The organism is Myxococcus sp. NMCA1, from assembly GCF_026810205.1.
Lineage (GTDB): Bacteria > Myxococcota > Myxococcia > Myxococcales > Myxococcaceae > Myxococcus > Myxococcus xanthus_A.
This window is the reverse complement of record NZ_CP113950.1, coordinates 5049865-5073100: the sequence shown is the minus strand read 5'-3', so window position 1 is coordinate 5073100 and position 23236 is coordinate 5049865. Positions and strand designations below refer to the sequence as shown.

Here is a 23236-nt window from a genome sequence, read left to right as displayed (position 1 = left end):
CCGTGCTGAGACCCTCTGGGATGGCTGGCCTGGCTGCACGAAGCGGTGGACGACGCGCAATCGTGATTGGCAGTGGTTTCGGCGGATTGGCCGCGGCCATCCGGCTGGCGGCGCGTGGGTGGCGCGTCACGGTGCTTGAGCGGATGGACAGCCCGGGCGGGCGGGCGAACGCCTTCCAGCAGGACGGCTTCACGTTCGACGCGGGCCCCACGGTGATTACGTGTCCGCACCTGCTGGAAGAGCTGTGGGCGCTGGCGGGGCAACGCATGGCGGACCACGTGGAGCTGCGGCCCGTGGTGCCGCTGTACCGGATGCGGTTCCCGGATGGCTCCACGTTCGACTACCACTCGGACCGCGAGGCGATGCGCGAGTCCGTGCGGCGGTTGTCTCCCCGGGATGAGGCGGGATTCCTGGCTCTGTTCGCCCGCGTGGAGCGGATGTACGAGGCGGGCATTGGGCCCCTGATGAGCACGCCGGTGCCGGACGTGCTGAGTCTGGCGCCGTTCACCCCCGCGCTGGTGCGGGACGAGGCGTTCCGGTCCATGTTCGGCTTGGTGTCGAAGCACATCCGGGACGAGCGGCTGCAGCAGGCGTTGAGCTTCCATCCGCTGCTGATTGGCGGCAGCCCCTTCGCGACCGCGAGCGCGGTGTACACGTCGATTCAATTCGTGGAGCGGCGTTGGGGTGCGTTCTTCCCGGTGGGCGGCACCGGGGCGCTGGTTCGTGGCCTGGTGGAACTGCTGGAAGCCCTGGGCGGCGAGGTCCGCTACGGCAGTGAGGTGACGGAGATTTCGTTGGAAGGGCGGAAGGCGACGGGTGTGAGGCTCGGGGACGGTACGGGACTGGCGGCGGACGTGGTCGTGTCGAACGCGGACGCGGCGTGGACGTATCGGTACCTGTTGCCGGGGCATGTCCGGAAGCACTGGACGGACGAGCGCATCAGCCGGGCGCGGTACTCGATGAGCGCGTTCCTCTGGTACTTCGGGACACGGCGTCAGTACCCGGAGGTCGCCCACCACACGCTGCTGTTCGGCAAGGACTTCCGGGGGATGTTCTCGGGGCTGGAGGGGCCTGGACATCCGTCGGCGGACCCGTTGCTGTATTTGCACAGGCCCACGGCGACGGACGCGGCGCTAGCTCCGGCTGGGCACGATGCCTTCTATGTGCTGGCGCCGGTGCCACATCTGGGGACGGGCTCGGAGTGGAAGCACAGGGCCGGGGCCTTTCGCCGCGAGCTGGAGGAGCGCCTTTCGCGGACCGTGTTGCCGGGGCTGGAGGGGGAGTTGGTGACTTCGCGGATGGTTACACCAGAGTACTTCCGTGACGAACTGCGGTCATTCAAGGGGGCCGCGTTCAGCTTCGCGCCGACGTTGCTGCAGACGACGTTCCTCAGGGCGCAGGCCCGGAGTGAGGACGTGGATCGCCTCTACATGGTCGGAGCGGGCACGCACCCCGGCGCTGGGCTTCCCGCTGTGCTGTGCTCCGCCAAGATCGTGGACACCGTGATTCCACTTGCTTAGCGTATTTTTCGCGGAACACTGGACCTGATGACGCATTGAGGCGCGACAGGAGGGTCTTTGCGGGTTTTGTCTTGTGATAGGATTTCCGCGCAGTCCCGTTGAGAGGATTTGTCATGCGCAAGGGAATCCAGAAGTGGGTCTTTGTCGTGGGCATTATGTTTGGAAGCGTAATGGGCACGGTCCGTCCGCCGGAGGCCCAAGCCAGCGGGGATTGGTGTCAAAACCAGTGCGCCGATGAGAGCTGTACATGTTTCTATCAGTGCGTCCAGTTGGGCCCTCACTGCATCTGTGAGGAGTTCCCTGTTTGCTACTGATGCACGAGGCGTTCTCGCGCGGTCGGACTTGAAGAAGGGCCGTCAGGCCGCGGGGGTGAGCGCGAGCGGGTGTGACCGGGTCCGCACACCTCCCCGGATGGTCTCCAGATGAACGCTTCCCTGGTGGGAGGGATGGGGTCGGTGAGCCCCATCCCTCCCATGTCCCGCGCCGCGGCCAGAGAGGAGCAGGGCGTGAAGGAGACGAGCATGGGGGGACTGGTCGCTCAATTCCAAGGCCAGTTCCAGTTCAATGGGTTCGCGCTGCCTCTGTGAACCTGTCCCTTCAATCAATTGCTACCGGAGGAGAACGCATCAGGCTTGGAGCGCTCCTCCAACAGGTCTCCCATTGCTAACATCGCCTTCGGTGTCATGTAGCGCGGGGATTACGATTGAACCGGTGATGGGCGGAGCGGACCACCCGAAGAGCCGCTCTGCCGTCTGCTGACTGGGCATGCCCGTTGTGGTAACTGGCGCGCCATGTCCACAGAACGGCCGAAGTACGACCCGGCGAACATCGAACCTCTCTGGCAGGCCCGTTGGGAAGAACAGCGCCTCTTCGAGGCGCGCAGGCACCCCGGCAAGCCGAAGGCATACATCCTCGACATGTTCCCTTATCCCTCGGGGGCCGGGTTGCACGTCGGGCACCCGGAGGGCTACACGGCCACGGACATCGTCTCGCGGTACTTGCGGATGCGGGGCTATGATGTCCTTCATCCCATGGGATGGGATGCGTTCGGCCTGCCCGCGGAGCAGCACGCGCTCGAAACGGGAACCCACCCGGCCGAGACCACCGCGAAGAACGTCGCGACGTTCAAGCGGCAGCTCAAGTCTCTCGGGTTCTCGTACGACTGGTCTCGCGAGCTCTCCACGACGGACCCGGAGTACGTGCGTTGGACGCAGTGGCTCTTCCTCAAGCTCTTCGAGCGCGGTCTTGCCTATCAGGCCGAGCTCCCGGTGAACTGGTGCGCGGCGCTCGGAACGGTGCTCGCCAACGAGGAGGTCATTGACGGGAAGAGCGAGCGGGGCAGTCACCCGGTTGTGCGGCTGCCGCTGCGGCAGTGGACGCTTCGCATCACGGCGTACGCCGATCGGCTCGCCCAGGACCTCGCGGGGCTGGATTGGCCCGAGACGCGGGAGAAGCAGCTCCACTGGATTGGGCGCAGCGAGGGCGCTGAGGTCGATTTCGCCATCGAGGGCAGCGCGGACCGCCTCCGCATCTTCACCACCCGTCCGGACACCCTCTTCGGCGCGACGTACATGGTCGTCGCACCCGAGCACCCGCTGCTGGAGCGGTTCGCCACGGCGGAGAAGCGCGCCGAGATTCTGGCCTACCGAGAGGAGTCCGCGAGCCGAAGCGAGTTGGACCGCACCGCGCTCACGAAAGCCAAGACCGGCGTGTTCACCGGCTCCTACGCGCTGCACCCGCTCACGGGAGCGCGCCTCCCCATTTGGGTCGCGGACTTCGTGCTCGGCTCTTATGGGACGGGCGCCATCATGGGCGTGCCCGGCCACGACGCGCGTGACTTCGAGTTCGCGCGTGCCTTCGGCTTGCCTGTCGTCGAGGTGGTTTCGCTCGACGGCGCCCTGAGCGAGACCGGCACGTGGACCGAGGCCTTCGTGGGGGAGGGCGTCGCGGTGCGCTCGAGCTTCCTCGATGGGCTGCGGACGCCCGAGGCCAAGGCGGCCATGCTCGCCCACCTCGAGCGTGAGGGCCTGGGCGCACGGCGTGTCCAGTACCGCTTGCGGGATTGGGTGTTCTCGCGCCAGCGCTATTGGGGGGAGCCGATCCCCATCTATTTCCCGGTCGAGCTCGCGGAGGGCTCAACGGACCCGCGTGTGCATCCCCACACCATTCGCTACGACCAGCCTCTGCCCGTGCCAGAGGACCAGTTGCCGGTGCGACTCCCCGAGCTCGAGGACTTCAAGCCCAGCGAGGATCCTGCGGGCCCGCTGGCCCGCGCCTTGGATTGGCGTTTCTTCCAGCGGGACGGAAAGTGGTATGCGCGAGAGACCAACACGATGCCCCAATGGGCGGGCTCGTGCTGGTACTACCTGCGCTTCATCGACCCGGAGAACACCCAGGCCGTCTTCTCGCAGCAGGCCTACGACGCCTGGATGCCAGTGGACCTGTATGTCGGCGGTTCGGAGCACGCGGTGCTACACCTGCTCTACGCCCGGTTCTGGCACAAGGTGCTGTTCGACTGCGGCCTCGTTACGCACGCAGAGCCGTTCAAGAAGCTCGTCCACCAGGGAATGATCCTCGGTGAGAACAACGAGAAGATGTCCAAGTCGCGCGGCAACGTGGTGAACCCAGACGACATCGTCCGGCAGTTCGGTGCGGACGCCCTGCGCATGTACGAAATGTTCATGGGCCCGCTGGAGGCGGTGAAGCCGTGGCAGACCAACGGCGTCATCGGCGTGCGGCGATTCCTCGACCGCGTGTGGAATACGCTCGCGTTCGTGGCGGAGGACGAGGGCGGTGCGCCGGCGGCGCTGACCGAGGACGCGCTGCGGCTCCTGCACAAGACGGTGAGGAAGGTGGGGGAGGACATCGAAGCGCTGCGCTTCAACACCGCCGTGAGCGCGATGATGATTCTCGCCAACGCGCTGGCCGAGCTCCCGCGTGTGCCGCTCGATGCAGCCAGGGTCTTCGCGCGAATTCTCTCCCCATTCGCGCCGCACCTCGCGGAGGAGCTCTGGCACCGCTGGGGCGCAAGCGAGTCCATTTCCCTCCAGCCGTGGCCTGAATACGACCCCGCATTGACCGTGGACGAGCTGGTCGAAATGGCCATCCAGGTCAACGGCAAGGTCCGGGGGAAGCTGCGCCTGAAGCGAGACGCCACGGAGGCGGAGGCGCGTGACGCCGTCCACCAAGAGCCGGATCTCATCCCGCATCTCGCTGGAAAGACCGAGCGCCGATTCGTCTACGTGCCAGGGCGAATCATCAACATCGTCGTCGGCTGAGGCGCTGCGGCGAACGCAGTCACCTGCGCGGGAAGTGCGGATACACGTCCTCCTGGAGCACCTGACGCAGCTTCGGGAAGTTCAACGCCCACTTCACGCCCAGGCGCCACGGGGCGAACAGCACCCGAGGCACCCGTGGAAGCAGCGTCTGGGGCCACTCCAGGTACGTCCGTTCGATGGCGTCCATGTCCAGGTCCTGCCGCACGTCCACGCAGTAGGGGGCCACGTTGCCCGGAGGCTGGCCTTCCAGGAGGTCTGGCAGGCCCGGGGGCAGGAAGGTGGTGTGCAGCGTCATGCCCACGTCGAAGTTGCGGCTGCCCAGCCGGCAGATGGGGCCCTTGGCGATGTCCTCGGAGTCGAAGATCCAGACCTCGTCGCCCGTGGAGTTCGCCGGCAGGTCCGGCGTCGGGTCCGACACGACGAGCGCCACCACGTAGCCCTTCCAGTGTGGCACCTGGGGGAACCGGGCGCTGGGGACGAACTGCGGCGCGAAGCCGAACCAGCCGGTGGGCAGCACGTAGCCTTCGAAGCGGCCGGAGTCGACGAAGAACTTGAAGAAGCTCGCCGCGCGGCCGTCGCGGATGGGCAGCGCGGACTTGTCTCCTACGATGGGCTTGTAGAGCTGGTAGAGCGCCTCCGGGACCATGTCCGCCGTGAAGCCGTCCGAGTTGATGTAGAGCGCCAGCTCCTTCGTGGGCACCTTGCCGTTCATCACATGGCCCAGCAGCCGGAGGTGGGCCTCCAGCTCGCCATTCACCAGGCCGGCGTTGGAGAAGACCGTCAGGCCCCAGGTGAAGTCGTCATGCGAATACAGATTGGACTGGATGCGCAGCCGCTTCATGTCGATGCGGTGCACCCCCATGGAGCTGCGCGTGACGGGCACCGCCGTGGGCATTCCCGCCTGCCAGTCCTGCACGCGGTTGCCATTGATGAGCAGCTCGCCCGGCTCCAGCGTATGGGACAGGTCCTCGGTAGGCGAGTGCGCGGCGACCAGGGTGATGACGTCGTCGGGGTTCTCGTAGATGGCGGCGAAGTGCAGCCCGCCGCCTCCGGCCTGGAAGCGGTGCGCGGACACGAGCGGCGGATTCTCCGGGTCCAGCGTCCCGGGTGACGTCTGGAGGTCCGCTCGCCGCACCACCCAGAACACCGCTTGCGGGGCGGCAGGGGACGCCGTCAGCCACTCCACCGCGCGCTGCACCCGCGGCAGGAAGGGCACCGCCGCCTGCGCGGCGATCTGCCAGAAGTTGATGGGGAAGTTGGCGTCCAGCAGCACCACGTAGTCCCGCGTGGCGGCGATCTGGTGCAGCGACGACGCCAACACCGGCTCGCCCGTGGCCGCGTCCATCAGCTTCCAGTGGTGCAGCCGGTTCTCTTCCGTGTCCCAGCTCACCAACTGCGTGTAACCGGGACCCAGGGGCCACTTGGGCGCGTGGTTGGTGAAGAAGAGGCGGGGCCGGTCCTTGTCGATGCGCAGGCCCATGCGCTCGGCGGGGTCGAAGGCCGGGTGGGCCGTGCTCTGCAGCAGCGGGAAGGCCCACGGCGTGGGGAGAGCGCGGTTCCACTCACGCAGGTAGCCCAGCGGTGTGTACGCCTTCAACGTCTTGGGGTGGATGGCCCACGGGCGGCCCGCGTCCGTCGTCACCAGCAGCATCCGCTCGCCCTCGACCAGGAAGGGCGCCGTGTTGGGCGTCTCCTGCGGGCCCAGCGTGAGTGACACGTCTGCCAGCGTCGTCTCGCGGAAGCGGTTGAGCAGCCGAGTCAGGGGGCCTCGCGCCGTCGCGCCCGCGTCCACCTGCTGGCGTGCGTAGTACGACGGGGTGCGCATGGTGGCGGTGGTGAACCGGGCGCCGCCCACCTGGAAGTCCAGCCGCATCACGAGCCCGTCCGAAGCCAGGGCCGGTGAGCCCGCGTGCACGCTGGGCCCCGCGACATAGACGTGACCTTGCAGGTCCTCTGGCAGCGCGCCGGCGAGCACCTGCAGCGGCTCGTTGACGTACTCCACCGGGCTGGTGGTCATCGCGTTGCGCGGCATGCCGGGCCTGAGCCCCGGTGGGACGTGCAGACCGGGGAGCGAATGGCCGTCCGGCTCACGCGAGAGGGAAGGGGCTGCTTCGGTCGCCGCGGGGGCGGGGTGCTTCAGGACGGATTCAGTCTCGGGCATGACGCCTCCGGAGGTTGGGTGAGTGCACGCCGTATCGGGATGGGGGCGGGGACCGTAGCACGCGCGTTGTGACAGACCGGTCGCCGCCGCGCGGCTGGCTGCCGTGGGAGAGGGCAGCCCGCGGTACCTTGCGAGGGGCCGGTGTGAGACACTTCCCGCTTCCCATGGTCGAAGACTCCAACTCCGAGCGACAAGTCATTGGCGACCGCTACGTCCTGGAGCGGCGGCTGGCGGGCGGCGGCATGGGCACCATCTGGGTGGCGTTGGATCCCAAGCTCCAGCGCCGCGTGGCCCTCAAGCTGATGGCGGCCCACTGCGCGCCCGCGCCCCTGGCGCGCCAGCAATTCGAATGGGAAGCGCGGGCGATTGCCCGCCTCCAGAACCCCCACGTCATCCAGGTCCACGACTGCGACCTCTCCGGCGAGACGCCCTACATCGTCATGGAGTGGCTGGTGGGAGAGGACCTGGAGGCCCTGTTGAACCGCCGCGGCCGGCTGTCCCTGGCCATGGTGGAGCGGCTGGTGACGCAGGCGGCCCGCGCGCTCACCGCCGCGCATGCCGCGGGCGTCATCCACCGCGACCTCAAGCCGGCCAACCTGTTCCTCGCGCGCACGGAGCATGGCGAACAGGTGAAGGTGTTGGACTTCGGTCTGGCGCTGCTGATGTCGGGCGGCGCGGCCCGGCCGCATCCCGAGGAGGAGATGGCCGGCACGCCCCGGTACATGAGCCCCGAGCAGCTCCGAGGGCTGGAGCCGCGGCTGGACCACCGCTGTGACCTCTGGGCGCTGGCCGTGGTGGCGTATCGCGCGCTGACGGGGCAGCACCCGTTCCCCTTGGAGTCACTGCGGCAGATGCGCCTGGGCAACGTGCCGCCGCCGCCCGCGCCGCCGTCCAGCCTGGCACCGGAGCTGGGCACGGAGGTGGACGCCTTCTTCGCGCGCGCCCTGGACGTGGACCCCGCGCGCCGCTTCCAGTCCGCGCACGAGTTGGCCTCCGCCCTCACCAGCGCGGTGGACGCGGGCCGGCCGTCGCGCCCGGCGAAGATCCTGGTCGTGGATGACGAGCCGGACATCGTCGTGTTGATGGAGCAGAGCTTCCGCAAGCAGATCCGCCGCTCCGTCTACCAGTTCCTCTTCGCCGCGGACGGCGAGGAGGCGCTGGAGGAGATGCGCCAGCATCCCGACATCGAAGTCGTCCTCTGCGACATCAACATGCCGCGCATGGACGGGCTGACGTTCCTGTCGCGCGTGGGGGAGATCAGCTCGCTGACCCGGGTGGTCATCGTCTCCGCGTATGGGGACATGAACAACATTCGCACGGCGATGAATCGCGGCGCCTTCGACTTCATCACCAAGCCCATCGACTTCCCGGACCTGGAGGCCACGCTCGTCAAGACGCTGAAGCACGTGCGCGAGCTGCGCCGCACCGTGCGCTACACGGAGGAGAACGGCCTGTTGCGCATGTTCGTCCCGGGCGCGGTGCTGGAGCGTCTGCCGCCGTTGCTCCAGGGCTCGGACGCCATGGCGGGCGAGTGGGTGGACGGCACGGTGGTGTTCATCGACGTGGATGCCTTCACACCGGTGCTGCACCAGGAAGCGCCGCCGGAGTCCCTGCGCCGCCTCAACGCCAACTTCGAGGCCATTGTCCCGGAGTTGCTCGCGCGCGGCGGCATCGTGGACAAGTTCATGGGGGACGCGGTGATGGCCGTCTTCCGAGGCCCCGGGCACGTGGACCTGGCGCTGGAGGCCTGTCACGCCATTCACCGGCAACTGGGCGCGCTGGCATCGCGTGGCGGCGAGGGCGCACCGTACGCGCATGGCGTCTGCATGGGCCTGGATTCGGGTGACCTGGTGGCCGGCAGCGTGGGGGCGAAGGCCTCCGGCCGGCTGGACTTCACGGTGCTGGGGGACGTGGTGAACACCGCGGCGCGGCTGGCGGTCCGGGCCGGGCGCGGGCAGGTGCTGGTCAGCGGCCGGGCCCAGGCGCGCGCGGCGTCACGCTTCCACCTGGTGCCCGTGGAGGCGGGCCTCTTCGAGCTGGCCCGCGATGAGGGCCAGGGCCCGCTGGGTCCGGAGGACGCGACGGCTTTCCTGCCGCCGGAAGCGGCGGCCGTGGGCCGGGGCGGTTGAGGGCGCTCCGCTCCTGGCGAATGGGAGCGGGGCAGGGGATGCGAATCAGGCCTGGCTGACGCGCACCGTGGTCTTCATCTCGCGGCCGGACGCCGGGTCACGCGCGCGCATGGTGAGGATGCCTTCCACGTTCACGTCGAACGTGATCTCCACCTGCGCGGCGCCGGCGCGACCGGGCTGGATGCCGGAGAAGGTGAACTCACCCAGCATGTCGTTGCGGGCCACCAGCTCGTTGTCGCCCTGGAAGATGCGCACGGCGAGCTCGGTCTGGTTGTCCATGCTGGTGGTGGCCAGCAATTGCTTGGCGTTGGGAATGGCCGCGTTGCGCGGGAAGACGACGTGGAAGGCGCCGCCGGCCTTCTCCAGGCCAATGGCCATGGGAATCACGTCCAGCAACTGGATGCGCAGGTTGGTGTCGTCCTGCAGCGAGTGCGCGTAGAGCGCGGCGCCAATGGCCACCGCCTCGTCCGGGTGCACGCCCTTGCTGGGCGGCTTGCCGAAGAACTTGGTGAGCCGGTCCTGGACGATGGGCATGCGCGTCTGGCCGCCCACGAGCATGACCTCGTCGACGTCCTTGGTGGACAGCCCGGAGTCCACCAGCACGCGCGCCACCATCTGCAGGGTGCGATCCACGAGCTGGTTGGTGAGCTGCTCCAGCATCTTCCGGGTGAACTTCATCTCGATGTTCAGGGGCTGGCCCTGCGACGTCATCGTGATGAAGGGGATGTTGAAGGGGACTTCCTCGCGCGCGGACAGGTCGATCTTCGTGCGCTCGGCCAGGTCCTTGATGCGCTGCATGGCCACCGGGTCCGTGGCGAGGTCGATGCCCGTCTTCGCCGCGAAGTCCTTGAGGACGTGGTGGATGATGGCGTTGTCGAAGTCGATGCCGCCGAGGAAGACGTCACCGCCGGTGGACTTCACCTCGAAGACGCGGTCGCGAATCTCGATGATGGAGACGTCGAAGGTGCCGCCGCCCAGGTCGTAGATGACGACCTTTTCCTTCAGCCCCTTGCCCACGCCGTAGGCCAGCGCCGCCGCGGTGGGCTCGTTGATGATGCGGACGACCTCCAGGTCGATGAGCTTGCCCGCGTCCTTCACCGACTGGCGCTGCCGGTCGTTGAAGTAGGCGGGGACCGTCACCACCGCCCGCTTGATGGGCATCTTCAGGTAGTTGGAGGCGACCTCGCGGATCTTCCCCAGGATCTTGGCGCTGACCTCCTGGAGGGCGAACTCCTTCTTCCCCACGTCCAGGATGACGTCACTCTGCTTGCCGGGGCGCATGTTGTACGCCACGACCTTCTTCATCGTGTCGACGACCTCGGTGCCGAAGCCCCGGCCCACCAGTCGCTTGGAGCCGTAGACGGTGTTGCGCGGGTTGAGCTGCCACTGGCGCTTGGCCTCGTAGCCGATGAGTTCGTTCCCCTTGTCGTCGATCGCGAAGATCGAGGGGATGGTGTACTCGCCGCCCTTGTAGGGGATGAGCTTGACGTTCCCGCTGTCCTCGACGATCGCCGCGCACGAGTTCGTCGTGCCGAGGTCGATGCCGATGATGGGCTCCTTGTGCATCTTGCTTGGACTCCGGGTGGGTAGGCCGCAGAGGAAGATAAAGACCGTAGCGCACCCTCGCGTCGCGCGCGAGTTCACACACCCCGACGTTTGCCGCTCCCCGGGAATGCGGACCCGGGCTCCCTGCTTCCCCAGGAGGGGGCCTTAGCGCTCCCGGTGCCCGCCCGGTGGCCAGCAGCGCGTGCCCCAGCCGACAATGCCATCCGGGGTGCTGGACATTGGTGGCCCGGGCGGAAAACTTGGTGGTGGATGACTGACCAGAGGAGAATCAACTTGGACGCGAAGGGCTATCTGCAGGAAGTGGGCGCGCAGGTGAACGCCGACTTCGTCAAGAACCGGTCGATTCTCTCCTTCGAGGAATATCTCTCCCTCTTCTTCAGCGACCCGAAGGGCCAGGCCCGCAACGCGGCGCAGTACCTGCGGGACGTGATGGACCACTTCGGCACCACGACGGTGCCGCATCCCACGGGCACCATCCGGCGCTTCCAGGTCTTCGATGCGCCCGGCGGCGACCGGGACGACCGGGTGGCGGGCCAGGAGGAGGTGCAGAACGCCATCTACCGGCTGCTCGGCAACTTCGTGCGGGCCGGCCGCATCAACAAGCTCATCCTCCTGCACGGGCCCAATGGCAGCGCCAAGTCCACGCTCGTCAATGCCCTGAAGGAGGGCATGGAGGCGTACTCCCGGCTGCCCCAGGGCGCGCTCTACCGGCTCGCCTGGGTGTTCCCGTCGGAGAAGCTCATCAAGGGCTCCATCGGCTTCGGCGAGCGGGACTCCGCCAGTGGGGAGATGACCACCTTCGCGCACCTGGAGGCGGAGTCCATCGACCTGCGCATGCCTTGCGAGCTGCGGGACCATCCGCTCTTCGCCGTCCCGCCCGGCGAGCGCCGCAAGCTGCTGGAGACGGCCCTCAAGAAGAAGGGCCTGGGCAACGGGGACGGGGAGAGCGGCGACTTCATCCTGTCCGACTACGTGCGTGATGGCGAGCTGTGCTCCAAGTGCCGCCGCATCTACACCGCGCTGCTCAATTCCTACGGCGGGGACTGGCTGAAGGTGATGCGCCACGTCCAGGTGGAGCGCTTCTACGTGTCGCGCCGCTATCAGGTGGGCACGGTGACGGTGGAGCCGCAGATGAGCGTGGACGCCGTCGTCCAGCAGCTCACCGCGGACCGCACCCAGCTCAACGTGCCCGCGCCGCTGCACAGCACGGTGCTCTTCGAGCCGCACGGCCCCCTGGTCCACGCCAACCGCGGCCTCATCGAGTACGCGGACCTGCTCAAGCGGCCATTGGAGGCCTTCAAGTACCTGCTGGGCTTCAGCGAGACGGGCGAGGTCCCGCTGGAGCCCTTTGTCCTCCAGCTCGACGAGGTGCTCATCGCGTCGGCGAACGAGAAGCACCTCAACGCCTTCAAGGAGCTGCCGGACTTCGCATCCTTCAAGGGCCGCATCGAGCTGGTGCGCGTGCCCTACCTGCGCCGCTACCGCACCGAGCAGCAGATCTACGACGCGCAGATCACCTCCACCACCGTGGGCAAGCACGTGGCACCGCATGCCACGGAGCTGGCGGCCATGTGGGCGGTGCTCACCCGGCTGAAGAAGCCCATTCCGGACCGCTACCCGCAGGACGTGAAGGAGCTCATCGACCAGGTGACGCCGGTGGAGAAGCTGCACCTCTACGAAGAGGGCGCGCCGCCGGATCGCCTGAGCCTGGCCAACACCAAGGAGCTGCGCAAGCTGCGCGAGGAGCTGTTCACGGAGTCGGACGCGTACCCCAACTACGAGGGACGCTCGGGCGCCAGCGCGCGCGAAATAAAGACGGCGCTCTTCAATGCCGCGCAGAACGCCGACTACAAGTGTCTCAACGCGCTGGCGGTGCTGGAGGAGCTGTCCGCCATCTGCAAGGACAAGAGCGTCTACGAGTTCCTCTTGCAGGAGGTGGTGGACGGCTACCACGACCATGACGCCTTCGTGAAGCTGGCGGAGGCGGAGTACCTGGACCGGGTGGATTCGGAGGTGCGCGAGTCCATGGGCCTGGTGTCGGAGGGGCAGTACCGCGAGCTGGTGGAGCGCTACATCCAGACCATCAGCCATTGGGTGCGCGGAGAGAAGATGCGCAACCGCGTCACCGGGGTGATGGAGGCGCCAGAAGAGCAGCGCATGGTGGAGGTGGAGGCCATCATCATGCCGCGCGGCGAGGACGCCGCCGACTTCCGCCGGGGGCTCATCGCCTCCATCGGCGCGCACCGGCTGGACAACCCGGACGCGGTCATGGACTACGGCCGCATCTTCCCGGACATGTTCAAGCGCCTGCGAGACCACTACTTCGAGGAGCGCAAGCGGGTGCTGCGCAAGAACAAGGAGAACATCCTCAAGTACCTGTCCGAGGACCGCAACCAGCTCACCGCGCGCGAGCAGACGCAGGTGCAGAGCACGCTGAAGACGATGGCGGAGCGCTACGGCTACTGCGAGGCGTGCGCGAAGGACGCCATCCTCTTCCTGATGAAGAAGCGCTACGCGTGACCGGGCAGGCGTCCGGGGCCCGCCTGGACGCCTGCTTTCAAAGCCGGAAAGGGCTCGGGATGATGGGGGCTGCCAGGGAGTTGTACTGGCTGCATCCGTTTTCCCCCCAGACCGGAGAGTCGATGACCCGCTTCCTCCTGGGCGCCCCCGCCCTGCTCGCCCTCGTGTCGTGCGCCGGTGCGCCGTCTCAGCCGGCCGCCGCCACCCCCGCGTCTCAGGTGGCGCCCGTCGTCGAGCGGGTCCTCGCGGTGCCGGACGCGCCTCGCATGACGCGCAAGGAGCAGGTGCGGCGCATCCTCCCACACAACGTGCGGCTGCAGCTCGCCTCGCAGGGCAGGGTGCTCAGCACGGCGTCGGGCGTGGTGGTGGGCGCCGAGCGGGATGAGAGCGGGGCCATGGTCGCCTGGGTGGTCACCAACGCGCATGCGGTGGCCATGGACGGGATGGAGGCTCCGGAGCTGCGCGTGATGGTGGACCGCCGCGCGGAGTCGCTGGAGCACCGGGGCGAGGTGGTGGCCATGGGCCAGGTGCCTGACCTGGACCTCGCGCTGGTGCGCGTGCCAGGGCTGGACCTGCCCGCGGTGGAGCTGGCGGACGACGCGGAGCTGGAGCTGGGTGAGGACGTGGTGGTGGCCGCCTCACCGTTCGGCCGCGCGCTGTCGCTGTCCGGAGGCATGCTGTCCCAGGTCGAATGGGACAAGGAGTCCCAGCGCCCGAAGATGGTGAAGACGGACGCCCCCATCGGCTACGGCGCGTCGGGCGGCGGCATCTTCAGCCTGACGACAGGCCGGCTGTTGGCCATCGTGGAGGGCTACCGCACCGCGAAGGTGGACTTCGAGGTGCAAGAGGAGAACTACAGCTTCGACGTGCCCATGCCGGGAGAGACGTTCGCCGCACCCAGCGCGAAGGTGCGCCACTTCCTCCAGGCCAAGGGCTTTGGCCGGCTGCTGGCGCGCAAGCCCGCGACGGAAGGTGGACTCGCCCACGCCGCCGGGCGCTAGTCACTTCGCGCGGTGTCTCAGGCCCGCTGGGCGGGCCGGCAGGAATCTCGACACCACGCGAGAGCGGGTTACATCCGCCGGTCTGGAGGTGTGGGATGGCCGGACGTGTCTCGTGGGATCAGTACTTCATGGACATCGCGACGCAGGTGGCCTCGCGCGCCACGTGTGATCGCAAGCACGTGGGCGCCGTCATCGTCCGGGGAAGGACCATCCTGTCCACCGGCTACAACGGCGCCATCCGCGGGCTGCCGCACTGCGATGACGTGGGCCACATGATGGAGAACGGCCACTGCGTGGCCACCGTCCACGCGGAGGCCAACGCCATCATCCAGGCGGCCACCAACGGCGTCAGCATCGACGGGGCGACCATCTACACCACCGCCTCGCCGTGCTGGCCGTGCTTCAAGCTGATCGCCAACGCGGGCCTGGTGCGCATCGTGTTCGGCGAGTTCTACCGGGACCCTCGCATCTTCGAGTACGCGGCCCGGCTGAAGCTGGACCTGGTGGGTCTGGGCGACGCCGCCCGGCCTCCCGCCTCGGGTGCCTGATCGCCCCGCACCGCGGGGCAGTACGGGCATTTCCGCGCGGATCGCGCGCTCTCCTCAATCGTCACCTGAAAGACACTCGCGGGCGGACCTAAGTCCGCGCCGTGCATGGGGAATTTGCCGCTTCCGGCAAGAATTACCGCCCCAGGGTTGACGATGTTGGAACGGCTCCCTAACTCTTGGCTCCGGTTGGGCGGCGGCGGGGGTGGATCAGGGAAAATCCCGAGGAGTTCCAGTTGGTTACCTCGACAGCAATGTCAAATAGTGCATCCTCTGTTGGGGACGCGCCGCAGCCCGTGGTGGGCGCGGCCCGATACCTGGCCGTCCCCACGCTGATGGACAGCCTGCTGCACGACGTCCGCAATCCGCTGAACGCGTTGGCCATCCACCTGGAGGTCCTGTCGGAGAAGCTGAAGGCGGAGACCGGCAGCGTGCCGCCGTCACAGGAGAAGAACCTCAAGGCCATGCGCGATCAGATCCAGCGCGTGGACGGCATCCTGAAGCTGTTCAGCGACTTCATCGTCTTCCGAGGCGGCGCGCCGGGCGTGGCGGACCTGTCGGAGGTCACCACGCGGGCGCTGGGCGTGCTGGGGCACGAGGGCCGCAAGCGCCGCGTCCAGGTCCAGGCGGCGGTGGAGGCGGGCGTCCAGGTCCGCCTGCCGGACACGTCGGAGCTGGGCTTCTTCCTCATCCAGACGCTGCTGCGCGCCTTCCGCCGGGCGGAGAATGGCGGCTCGATCCGCGTCACGGTGCGCGGGGACGAGACGAGCGCGGTGCTGGAGGTCGAGGATTCGGCCGGCGCCTGCCCCGAGCCCCTGCCTGAAGCCGTGGCCGCGCTGCAACTGCGCTGTTCACAACTGGGCGTCGACCTGTACGTCCGGGCGGGGCTGTGCCGCCTGAGTTTCTCCCGCGCCTGAGTGTCTCATCGAGACGGGCCGGCTTCTGATTTCGAGTCACGACAACTTCGCGTCACGACGCAGTACGGGAGGTCTTCACTTGGGCAGCGCACGAATCCTGGCCGTGGATGACGAACGCGACACGTGTGAGGCGCTGGCGGACATGCTCAGCGCCTGGGGACACAAGGTCGAGATCGCATTCGACGGGCATGACGCCCTCCGAAAGGCGAACGAGTTCCGGCCGGACGTGGTCCTGTCGGATCTGGCCATGCCGGAGACGGATGGGCTCTGGTTGCTGCGCAACCTGAAGGAGGAGCTGCCGGACTGCCCGGTGGTCTTCCTGACGGGGCGGGGCACCATCGACGCCGCGGTGGAGTCCATCCGCGAGGGCGCCTACGACTTCATCGTCAAGCCGCTGGATACCGCGCGGCTCAAGGTCTGTATCGACCGGGCGCTGGAGAAGAAGGAGACGATGCGCGAGGTGCAGACGCTGCGGCGGCGGCTGAAGCAGCTCGGCTCGTCGGACCTGATTGCCCAGTCCGCGGGCATGCGCAAGGTCATCGAGCTGGTGGAGAAGGTGGCGCCTTCCAAGGCCAGCGTGTCCATCAGCGGCGAGTCCGGCACGGGCAAGGAAGTGGTGTCCCGCGCGGTGCACAACCTGTCCCTGCGCCGCGACAAGCCCTTCATCGCCATCAACTGCGCGTCCATCCCGGCCACGCTCATCGAGTCCGAGCTGTTCGGCCACGAGCGCGGCGCCTTCACCGGCGCGGATCAGCGGCGGCCCGGCGTGTTCGAGATGGCCCACGGCGGCACGCTCTTCCTGGACGAATTGGGGGAGATTCCCATCGAGCTGCAGGCCAAGCTCCTGCGCGTGCTGGAAGAGGGCAGGCTGCGCCGGCTGGGCGGCAAGGTGGAGATCGAGGTGGACGTGCGCGTGCTCTGCGCCACCAACCGCGACCTCAAGCAGGAGATCAAGAACGGGCGCTTCCGCGAGGACCTCTACTTCCGCCTCAACGTCTTCCAGATCCACCTGCCGCCCCTGCGCGAGCGCCGCGACGACGTCCCCATCCTGGTGCAGCACTTCGTGGACAAGTTCCGCGGCGACTCCGGCAAGCGCGTCAGCGGCGTGCACCCGGAGGCCATGGAGGTCCTGAAGAACTACGACTGGCCGGGCAACATCCGCGAGCTGCGCAACGCGGTGGAGCGCGCCGTCATCCTGTGCGACGGGGAGCTGATCACCCGCGAGCACCTGCCGCCCGACATGGCGGGCAAGAGCCCGGAGCGCCACACCTTCCGGCTGCCCTTCGGGCTGAGCCTGGACGCGGTGGAGCGCGAGTACATCCTGGGCAGCCTCCAGCGGAACGGGAACAACAAGGCCCGCACCGCCGAGGTGCTGGGGGTGAGCGAGAAGACGCTCTACAACAAGCTCAACCGCTACGCGGCCGAGGCCCGCGCGCAGCAGGCGCCCGGTGGCGGCGGGGGCGGTCCCCTGGGCGGGCAGGGAAGCGACGGCGGGATGGGGGCCATGGGCACCAACTCGTTCGTCATCCGCTGACCTCACGGGTAGGATATCCCCTTCGGATTCCAGGCTCTTGGCCTGGCTCGGAGGGGACGCCCGCCCAGGCGGCGACCCCGCCGCGAAACCCCCGTCAATTCTTGACTTTTGACCTCCGGACGGGGGATTCTGGGGGGGTCTCCCACCCACAGGGAGTGCCCGGCCGTACATGTTCCACGCCTCGGGCAACTCCAGCGGCGCCAATCTATTCGGGCGCCCCGGAGTGTGCATCGGGTGCCGCGGGGGGGCACAAGGAAGGCCACAACGCAATGAGCGACGCGCGAGTACTTCACTTCTTCGGCGGCAAAGGCGGGGTAGGTAAGACTACGCTCGCGGCGGCATATGCGTTGAGGCTGTCGGAGGATGCGCCCAAGGAACGGGTGCTGCTCGTGTCGTTGGATCCGGTCCGCTCCCTGTCGGACCTGGTGAAGAAGAAGCTCCCGGCCAAGGCGACCAAGCTGGTCCCGGGCAAGGGAGACGGCGGCGTGTACGGCCTGGAAGTGGAGCCGGCGGCGCTGATGAAGCCCTTTCTGGCGTCCTACCTGCCCGCGCTGTCGAAGGCCGCGGCGAAGGGCACGCACGTGTCGGACGACGACATGGGCAAGCTGTACCAGCAGGCCGTGCCGGGGCTGGAGGAGCTGGTGGCGCTCTTCCACGTGGTGGACCTGCTGGAGGGCGAGGAGTTCGACCGCATCGTGGTGGACGCCGCGCCGACCAGCCACACCCTGCGGCTGTTCGACCTGCCGACGAGCCTGCGCAAGTTCCTGGGCCTGGTGAAGGCCGGTGGGGACAAGACGGAGGCGCCGGCGAAGAAGGGCAAGAAGGCGGCGGCCGCGGCCGAGGCGCCCGGCTTCCTGGAGCAGGTGGGGCAGAAGGCGGAGAAGCTGCTGGCGCTGCTGAAGGACCCCGCGCGCACGGCCTTCCACCTGGTGGCGCTGGCGGAGCCGGTGCCCGAGGCGCAGACGCGCATGCTCTTCACCCAGCTTCGCGAGCGCGGGCTGCCGGTGACGGAGATCGTTGTCAACCAGATCGAGGACAAGGACGGCTGTCCCGCGTGCCAGGGCCGCCGCGGCCTACAGGCCCCCCACGTCCGCAAATTCCAGGCGCTGGACAAGACGGTGCCGGTGCACCTGCTGGGCCGGCGTGAAGTGGCGCCGCGCGGGCTGGATGGCCTGGCGCTGTTCGCCAAGGCGTGGGCCAGTGGCAAGGAGACCAAGGCGCTGGAGTTCGCCGCGGCCGAAGGGCCTCCGGCGCTGGTGCGCGCGCCGTCCATGCCGCCCATCGCCGCGCCGCCGCTGCCGCCCACGCGGCTCATCTTCTTCGTGGGGCAGGGCGGGGTGGGCAAGAGCTCCTGCGCCGCCGCCGCCGCGGTGACGCTGACGGAGAAGGAGGGGCCGGTGCTCCTCATCTCCACGGATCCGGCGCACTCGCTGTCGGACGTGCTGCAGAGCCGCCTGACGGACACGGAAACGCAGGTGAAGGGCACCAAGGGCCTGTACGCGCGTGAGCTGGACATCGCCGGCTGGTTCAATGCCCTGCGCAAGCGGGTGAAGGAGAAGGCGGAGAAGGCCTTCGAGGGCGCTCCCCGGTCGGGCAGCGAGGTGCCCGCGGATCTGCTCTACCTGCGCAACCTGCTGGAGTGCGCGCCGCCGGGCATCGACGAGCTGGCCGCGCTGTCCTGTCTGACGGACGCGCTGGTGCAGGAGCGCTTCAAGCGCATCGTGGTGGACTCGTCGCCGGTGGTGACGTCCGTGCGCGTGGTGGAGCTGGCGGAGACGGCCAAGACGTGGCTGGGCGCGCTGCACGCGGTGCTCACCAAGCACCGCGCCAAGGGCCTGGGCGAGCTGGCGGACGACATCGCCGGGATGATCAAGCACGTGAAGCGCTTCGAGGACGCGCTGGCCTCCCCGAGCGAGGCGCGCTTCGTGGTCGTCACGCGTGGCGAGGAGCTGGCCGCGGCCCGCACCGAGCGGCTGGTGGAGTACCTGCAGGAGAAGAAGCTCCCCGTGGAGCGGGTGCTCGTCAACCGCGTGGGTCCCAAGTCCACCTGCGAGAAGTGCGAGAACCGGCGCAAGCTGGAGCTCAACGCGGCGAAGGCCATCGAGAAGAAGCTGGGCCTGCCCGTCACCATGGCGCCGGCCCTGGGCCGTCACCCGGCGGGCCTGCGCGAGCTGAAGGCCTTCCGCACGGCGTGGTACGCGCTGTCGCTGCCGGCCGCGAAGATCAAGGCGGCCTGAGGTCCAGGCCCGTCGTGGATCGGGCCAAAGGGGCGCCCTGCCGGGCTTCGTTTCACCCGGCGGGAGCGTCCTGGCTGTTGTGCAGAAGTAGAGGGGGCCGCCGCCACATCCGCCTCACGCCCTGATTCCACCCCGAAGAATCATCCCTTCCCACCTGCCCCCGTGCGCACCATGACGACGCGCGGCATGGGTGCCAAGGGGGTTGCGCGGGCCGTATCTGAAAGCGAGCGTGCCTCGCGTCGCGACTGATGGCTGGAATGCACGGAGGCCCGCGGGGGCTCACGCCTCGCATTCCGAAGGTGAGTCGGTGAACGTCTCCAAGCCAGGGAAGGTGAGCGCGCCCGTCTCCGTCAGCGTGCCTTCGAGCGGCGCACGGCCATTCAACCGAAGCGCTACCTGCCTGCCGCGCACCGTGTAGCGGCCCCGCACCTCCTTCTGGCGGGGCGTCCCGTCATCGCCCACCTCCTTCGTCCACAGGGTGACCCTGCCGGAGGGACCGAAGCGCAGCCCCTGGGTGGTGCCGTAGACGCCCACGCCCGGGCCGAACCAGGACACCTCGCGCAGCAGCACGGGGACATCCGCCTCCCTCGCCGGGCTTCGGCCCAGCAGCTTCTGCCAGCCCAGGGTGTCCCGGATGGGGGTGAAGTCCGCGTCCTCCTTCGCGCGGGCGAGCCGCCGGGCATCCAGCTTCACCGCCTGGGTGAGGTGCTCGACGATGACGTCCCGGTGGGCGCTGTACTCGCAGACCTTCCCCTGCTTGCGGAGCACCCCCAGGGTGGCGGCCAGGTTGTAGTGCGCCAGCGCATAGTCCGGGGACTCCCGGGCGGACGCCTGGAAGCGCTCCAGGGCCTCTGGGTAGCGCCCCGCCTGGTACAGCCGGAAGCCCTGGGTGTTCAGTCCCTGGGCATGGGGGGGCGTCGCGGCGCTTGTGAGGGCCAGGAGCAACAGGGGCAGGGCCGGGTGCATGTGCCTCCATACTGGGGTGCGTAACCGCTTGCGCGTTGAAAGCCGCCATACCCTGGTGCTAGTTCCGCGCCATGGCAACCGGTACCAGCTATGTGCTCGAGTTCGAGCGCCCCCTGATTGAGCTGGAAAAGAAGATCGACGAGCTCAAGGTCCTCTCCACCAGCGGCACGGTGGACTTCTCCTCGGAGATCTCCAAGCTCGAGAAGAAGGCGAAGAAGCTCCAGACGGAGATCTTCAGCGACCTGACTCGGTGGCAGGTGGTGCAGATGTCCCGGCACCCGAACCGCCCCTACTTCCTCGACTACGTCCACTACCTCTTCACCGACTTCGTCGAGCTGTGCGGTGACCGGGCCTTCGGCGAGGACCCGTCCATCGTCGGCGGCTTCGCGCGCTTCGACGGCAAGCCGGTGATGGTGATGGGCCACCAGAAGGGCCGCAACACCAAGGAGAACATGGCGCGCAACTTCGGCATGCCGCGCCCGGAGGGCTACCGCAAGGCCCGCCGCCTCATGGAGCTGGCCGAGCGCTTCGAGAAGCCCATCCTCACCTTCGTCGACACGCCGGGCGCGTACCCGGGCATCGGCGCCGAGGAGCGGGGACAGGCCGAGGCCATCGCCGTCAACCTGGAGGTCATGAGCCGCCTGCGCGTGCCCATCATCTCCACGGTGGTGGGTGAGGGCGGCTCCGGCGGCGCGCTGGCCATTGGCGTGGGCAACCGCGTGCTGATGCTCCAGAACAGCGTCTACTCCGTCATCTCTCCGGAGGGCTGCGCCTCCATCCTGTTCCGCGACGCCGCCAAGGCGGACAAGGCCGCGGACGCGATGCGGCTCACCGCGAAGGACCTGCTGGAGATGAAGATCATCGACGAGGCCGTCGCCGAGCCCGCCGGTGGTGCCCACCGCGACCCCGCGAAGATGGCGGAGGCGCTGGGCAAGACGCTGCGCAAGCACCTGGGGCAGCTCGCCGAGCTGTCGCCCGATGAACTGGTCCAGGACCGGTACGCGAAGTTTCGCGCGCTCGGTGTGTTCTCCGGACGCTGAAACCACGTACTCAGGACCTCACACCATGCGACCGCTCGTCCCCACCCACGTTGAGACGCTCAAGCCGTACGTGCCCGGCAAGCCCATTGAAGAGACCGAGCGAGAGTTCGGCCTCAAGGGTGTCATCAAGCTGGCCTCGAACGAGAATCCACTGGGCCCCTCTCCGCGCGCCGTAGAGGCCATGCGGAACATCTCTAGCGCGACGCACCTGTACCCCGACGCCACGTCCTTCCACCTGGTGCGCAAGCTGGCCGCGAACGTGGACGTGAAGCCGGAGCAGGTGGTGCTGGGCAGCGGCTCCAACGAGCTCATCGAGCTGCTCATCCGCACCTTCACCACGCCGGAGGACGAAATCCTCCTGTGCCAGGGCTCCTTCTCCGCGTACCGCATCTCCGCGCAGGCCCATGGGCGGCCCTTCGTGGAGGTGCCCATGCGCGAGGGCTACCAGTACGACCTGGAGGCCATGGCGAAGGCCATCACCCCGCGCACGCGGATGGTGTTCCTGGCCAACCCGGACAACCCCACGGGCACCGCGTTCAGCCGCGACGCCCTGACGCGCTTCCTGGCCGCGGTGCCGCCGGAGGTGCTGGTGGTGCACGACGAGGCCTACTTCGAGTTCGTCGAGTGGTCCGAGTACACCAGCGCCGTGCCGCTGGTCAGCCAGCACCCGAACCTGGTCGCGCTGCGCACCTTCAGCAAGATCCACGGGCTGGCGGGCGTGCGCCTGGGCTATGGCATCATGGATGCCCGACTGGCGGCGTACCTGCACCGCACGCGCATGCCCTTCAACCTGACGGTGCTGGCCCAGGCCGCGGGTCTGGCGGCCCTGGAAGACACCGAGCATGTTCGCCGCACGCGTGAGGTGAACCGCGCGGGTCTGGACTACTTCGCCGCGGAGCTGCCGAAGCTGGGCGGCACGCACACGCACAGCCACGCCAACTTCGTGTTCGTGGACTTCGGTCGTCCCGCGGTGGCGCTGTACGAGCAGCTGCTGCGCAAGGGCATCATCGTCCGGCCCTTCGCGGGGCAGGGTTTCCCGAACCACGTGCGCATCTCCGTGGGCACGCCCGCGGAGAACGCGCGCTGCGTCCAGGTGCTGAAAGAGCTCCTGTCATGAGCGCCCGGCCTTTCATCGTCGCCATCGACGGCCCCGCGGGCGCCGGCAAGTCCTCGGTGTCCAAGCTGCTGGCGCGCCGGCTGGGCTTCTCGCTGGTGGACACGGGCGCCATCTACCGCTGCGTGGCCTTGATGGCCCAGCGTGAGGGCATCGCCTTCGACGACGACGCCCGCCTGGGCGAGCTGCTGGGCCGCGTGCACATCCACTTCCAGGTGGTGGGCGAGGAGAACCACGTCTTCCTGGGCGGCCAGGACGTGTCCGGGGAGATTCGCACGCCGGACATCTCCATGGCGGCGTCACAGGTCTCCGGGCGGCCGGTGGTGCGCGCGGGCCTGCTGCAGCTTCAGCGGCGGCTGGCGCTCGAGTCGGAGAAGGGCGCCATCCTGGAGGGCCGTGACATTGGCACGGTGGTGTTCCCGGACGCGGACGCGAAGTTCTTCCTGGCGGCCAGCCCCGAGGTGCGCGCCCGGCGCCGCTACGAGGAGCTGTTCCAGAAGGGCGTGGAGAGCAGCCTGGACGCCGTGCTCGCGGACCAGACGAAGCGGGACCGCGACGACTCCGCCCGCGCCGTGGCGCCGCTGAAGGCCGCCGAGGACGCGGTGCACGTGGACTCCAGCAGCATCCCCCTGTCGGAGGTGGTGCACGGGATGGAGTCCGAAATCCTGCGCCGGATGGCCCAGCGCGCCTAGCGCGGGTAGGGGAACC

The 23236-nt window shown here is 68.3% G+C and carries 15 protein-coding genes; 12 read left to right on the top strand and 3 right to left on the bottom strand.

Annotated elements, in window-relative coordinates; all coding sequences use genetic code 11:
- Window positions 1-62: 62 nt before the first annotated feature.
- Complete coding sequence (crtI, locus tag OZ403_RS20925; protein WP_328285455.1) at window positions 63-1520, top strand: phytoene desaturase family protein; 1458 nt, start codon at window positions 63-65, stop codon at window positions 1518-1520.
- A gap of 791 nt (window positions 1521-2311) precedes the next feature.
- The gene (leuS, locus tag OZ403_RS20920) at window positions 2312-4798 is read left to right on the top strand and encodes a leucine--tRNA ligase (RefSeq protein ID WP_140798647.1); all 2487 of its coding nucleotides are present in this window, start codon (window positions 2312-2314) and stop codon (window positions 4796-4798) included.
- Between the two features lie 19 nt (window positions 4799-4817).
- Here the strand turns inward: leuS and OZ403_RS20915 are convergent, their stop codons facing one another.
- The gene (locus OZ403_RS20915; protein ID WP_237077269.1) at window positions 4818-6959 is read right to left on the bottom strand and encodes a carotenoid oxygenase family protein; all 2142 of its coding nucleotides are present in this window, start codon (window positions 6957-6959) and stop codon (window positions 4818-4820) included.
- Between the two features lie 68 nt (window positions 6960-7027).
- Here OZ403_RS20915 and OZ403_RS20910 point away from each other — a divergent pair, with 68 nt between their 5' ends.
- The gene (locus tag OZ403_RS20910) at window positions 7028-9088 is read left to right on the top strand and encodes a protein kinase domain-containing protein (RefSeq protein WP_268781550.1); all 2061 of its coding nucleotides are present in this window, start codon (window positions 7028-7030) and stop codon (window positions 9086-9088) included.
- 45 nt (window positions 9089-9133) lie between these two features.
- Here the strand turns inward: OZ403_RS20910 and OZ403_RS20905 are convergent, their stop codons facing one another.
- Window positions 9134-10654, bottom strand: coding sequence for an Hsp70 family protein (locus OZ403_RS20905; protein ID WP_140792346.1), 1521 nt, complete (start codon window positions 10652-10654; stop codon window positions 9134-9136).
- 273 nt (window positions 10655-10927) lie between these two features.
- Here OZ403_RS20905 and OZ403_RS20900 point away from each other — a divergent pair, with 273 nt between their 5' ends.
- From OZ403_RS20900 to OZ403_RS20875, 6 genes are all read left to right on the top strand, one after another.
- Window positions 10928-13174 carry a PrkA family serine protein kinase gene (locus tag OZ403_RS20900; protein ID WP_140798645.1) on the top strand — a complete coding sequence of 749 codons (2247 nt, stop codon included), beginning with the start codon at window positions 10928-10930 and terminating at the stop codon, window positions 13172-13174.
- Window positions 13175-13296: 122 nt separating this feature from the next.
- Window positions 13297-14175 (top strand): S1 family peptidase, encoded by an 879-nt coding sequence (locus OZ403_RS20895; protein ID WP_268781549.1) that lies wholly within the window; start codon window positions 13297-13299, stop codon window positions 14173-14175.
- A 95-nt stretch (window positions 14176-14270) separates the two neighbouring features.
- Window positions 14271-14723 (top strand): deoxycytidylate deaminase, encoded by a 453-nt coding sequence (locus OZ403_RS20890; RefSeq protein ID WP_090490494.1) that lies wholly within the window; start codon window positions 14271-14273, stop codon window positions 14721-14723.
- A 176-nt stretch (window positions 14724-14899) separates the two neighbouring features.
- Entirely contained in the window at window positions 14900-15637 is a 738-nt protein-coding gene (locus OZ403_RS20885; protein ID WP_140792340.1) for a sensor histidine kinase, read from the top strand.
- Between the two features lie 79 nt (window positions 15638-15716).
- The gene (gene nla6, locus OZ403_RS20880) at window positions 15717-17171 is read left to right on the top strand and encodes an enhancer binding protein Nla6 (RefSeq protein WP_140792338.1); all 1455 of its coding nucleotides are present in this window, start codon (window positions 15717-15719) and stop codon (window positions 17169-17171) included.
- A gap of 269 nt (window positions 17172-17440) precedes the next feature.
- A complete protein-coding gene (locus OZ403_RS20875; RefSeq protein WP_140875667.1) occupies window positions 17441-19408 on the top strand; it encodes an ArsA family ATPase in 1968 nt (655 codons plus the stop codon).
- A 279-nt stretch (window positions 19409-19687) separates the two neighbouring features.
- Here OZ403_RS20875 and OZ403_RS20870 read toward each other — a convergent pair whose 3' ends face one another.
- On the bottom strand, window positions 19688-20374 hold the full coding sequence (locus OZ403_RS20870) for a tetratricopeptide repeat protein (RefSeq protein WP_237079712.1): 687 nt from the start codon (window positions 20372-20374) through the stop codon (window positions 19688-19690).
- Between the two features lie 71 nt (window positions 20375-20445).
- Here OZ403_RS20870 and OZ403_RS20865 point away from each other — a divergent pair, with 71 nt between their 5' ends.
- The 3 genes from OZ403_RS20865 to cmk are packed head-to-tail and all read left to right on the top strand — an operon-like array spanning window position 20446 to window position 23220.
- Complete coding sequence (locus OZ403_RS20865; RefSeq protein ID WP_140792332.1) at window positions 20446-21414, top strand: acetyl-CoA carboxylase carboxyltransferase subunit alpha; 969 nt, start codon at window positions 20446-20448, stop codon at window positions 21412-21414.
- A gap of 25 nt (window positions 21415-21439) precedes the next feature.
- On the top strand, window positions 21440-22531 hold the full coding sequence (gene hisC, locus OZ403_RS20860) for a histidinol-phosphate transaminase (protein ID WP_140875665.1): 1092 nt from the start codon (window positions 21440-21442) through the stop codon (window positions 22529-22531).
- Window positions 22528-23220, top strand: coding sequence for a (d)CMP kinase (cmk, locus tag OZ403_RS20855; protein ID WP_140792328.1), 693 nt, complete (start codon window positions 22528-22530; stop codon window positions 23218-23220). Before hisC ends, cmk begins: the two co-directional genes overlap by 4 nt.
- Window positions 23221-23236 lie beyond the last annotated feature (16 nt).